The organism is Bradyrhizobium sp. Kon69 (genome assembly GCF_055807515.1).
Map to the genome: position 1 here is coordinate 1 of NZ_JBVVOS010000077.1, position 1,305 is coordinate 1,305.

At 61.1% G+C, this 1,305-nt stretch carries 2 protein-coding genes; both read left to right on the top strand.

The window, feature by feature from the left end:
* Positions 1–438: flagellin (locus tag AC0L3U_RS38230; protein ID WP_473364935.1), on the top strand; the 438-nt coding region annotated here is incomplete at its 5' end.
* A 358-nt stretch (positions 439–796) separates the two neighbouring features.
* Positions 797–1,305 (top strand): flagellin N-terminal helical domain-containing protein (locus AC0L3U_RS38235; RefSeq protein WP_473364936.1); only part of this gene is annotated, 509 nt, incomplete at its 3' end.

Below are 1,305 nucleotides of genomic sequence, written 5' to 3' on the forward strand. Positions count from 1 at the left end.
TCCTCGTTCAACGGCGTCAACCTCTTGAACGGCGACCAGCTCAAGCTGGTGTTCGACGAGACCGGCAAGTCGAACCTCAGCATCACCGGCGTGACCTACAACTCCAAGGGTCTCGGCCTCGCGGCGCTGACCAGCGGTGTCGATTTCATCGACAACTCCGCGACCAACAAGGTGCTGTCGAACCTGAACGCCGCGTCGAGCACGCTGCGCTCGGAAGCTTCGAGCCTCGGCTCGAACCTCTCGGTGGTGCAGGTTCGTCAGGACTTCAACAAGAGCCTGATCAACGTGCTGCAGACCGGTTCGTCCAACCTGACCCTGGCCGACACCAACACCGAAGCGGCCAACAGCCAGGCGCTGTCGACCCGCCAGTCGATCGCGGTCTCCGCGCTGTCGCTGGCCAACCAGTCGCAGCAGAGCGTGCTGCAGCTGCTCCGCTAACAAGCGGACGACATCGTAAGACGACTATTGCGGCGGGGCTTCGGCTCCGCCGCTTTCTTTTTGCAACGGCATCAGAGTGCCGCTCGACGAAGTGCAACGATGCATTCGGATGCAGCCGATTGCTTACTCTGAGTTATGGTTGACAAGTCGCAAACGCCGGGTCGTTGCGCGAAAAAGCATCATGCTATCATGACGATATGGACGAGCCTGAGATGGCTCCGATTGCTCATATGGTGAATCCGCGCAAGGACTGGCGCGACACGCTTCATGCTTTGTTAGCCGTCTGTGTTCACCGTCCCGGACATCGATTAATCCTAATCGAAGTTTGTTGCGTTGCGTACCAGAAGGGTAACACTCAATGTCCGGTATTGTTCTCTCCTCGTCGGTTCGTCAGAACCTGCTCTCCCTCCAGTCCACCGCTGATCTTCTCGCCACCACTCAGAGCCGTCTGTCGACCGGCAAGAGCGTCAACTCGGCCCTGGACAATCCCACCAACTTCTTCACCGCACAGTCGCTCGACAACCGCGCCAGCGACATCAACAATCTGCTCGACGGCATCGCCAACGGCGTGCAGGTGCTGCAGGCCGCCAACACCGGCATCACCTCGCTGCAGAAGTTGATCGACTCTGCGAAGTCGATCGCCAACCAGGCGCTGCAGACCACCGTCGGCTACTCCACCAAGTCCAACGTCTCCACCACGATTGCGGGTGCGACGTCGGCCGACCTGCGCGGCACGACGAGCTTCGCCAGCGCGACCGCAAGCAGCAACGTCGTGTATAACGGCGCGGCGGGCGGCACCACGGCGGCGACCGGCACCACGACGCTCGGCGCCACCATCGGCTCCTTTGCAAGCACGGGCGCGACGGC